Source organism: Clostridium sp. CAG:43 (genome assembly GCF_000434655.1).
Taxonomy (GTDB): Bacteria; Bacillota; Clostridia; order Lachnospirales; family Lachnospiraceae; genus Otoolea; species Otoolea fessa.
Window position 1 is genome coordinate 1 of record NZ_FR895052.1, and the last position, 603, is coordinate 603.

The following is a 603-nucleotide window of genomic DNA, read 5'->3' on the forward strand; positions in this document are numbered from 1 at the left end:
GTTACTAATCATCATTATATAAAAAGAGGATATCTGTTTTTTGTATCATTATGGGTTCAGTAATACCGAAGCATAAAATACGCGGTCCCGCCATTCAAACCGTGCATCGCCGTGGTACTGTTCGGCGATCATGCGGATCGATTCGGTTCCGATGCCGCTTCCCGCAGGTTTGGTCGATACCAGTTTTTCATTCATCCAGGTAGGGCTGAATGCGCTGGTGTTGTCCGTGGTGATGGACAGGGTGGAGGTACCCGTCTGCACCGCGGAGAGGCGGATGAAAGGCGGCGTGTTTTCAGAGCCGGAACACCCGGTCTGACAGGAGAAAAAGTTGTAGCCGAAGAGCGCCTGACAGATGCAGAAAGCGGCGGCACGCACGACCAACAGATAATCGATGATAAATAAATATAGAAATAAAATCATTCCGCTCTCGGCGTCTACTATCAGCTTAAATAAAACGCCAAAGCAAGGGAGCGCGAGGTATTGCACCCATACACTGGACAAATCATCTACAATCGCGATTTTCAAAACAAAATCCCTCTTTTCTTCTGATTGTCTGGAAAAAGGCTGCTTACGCATGTTTCGAACCTTTTGATCCTAATATCA

1 protein-coding gene is annotated in these 603 nt (G+C 47.1%); it reads right to left on the bottom strand.

The features are described from left to right. Positions 1 to 48: 48 nt before the first annotated feature. A complete protein-coding gene (locus QVO97_RS04325; RefSeq protein WP_022359165.1) occupies positions 49 to 525 on the bottom strand; it encodes a GHKL domain-containing protein in 477 nt (158 codons plus the stop codon). Positions 526 to 603: the final 78 nt, after the last annotated feature.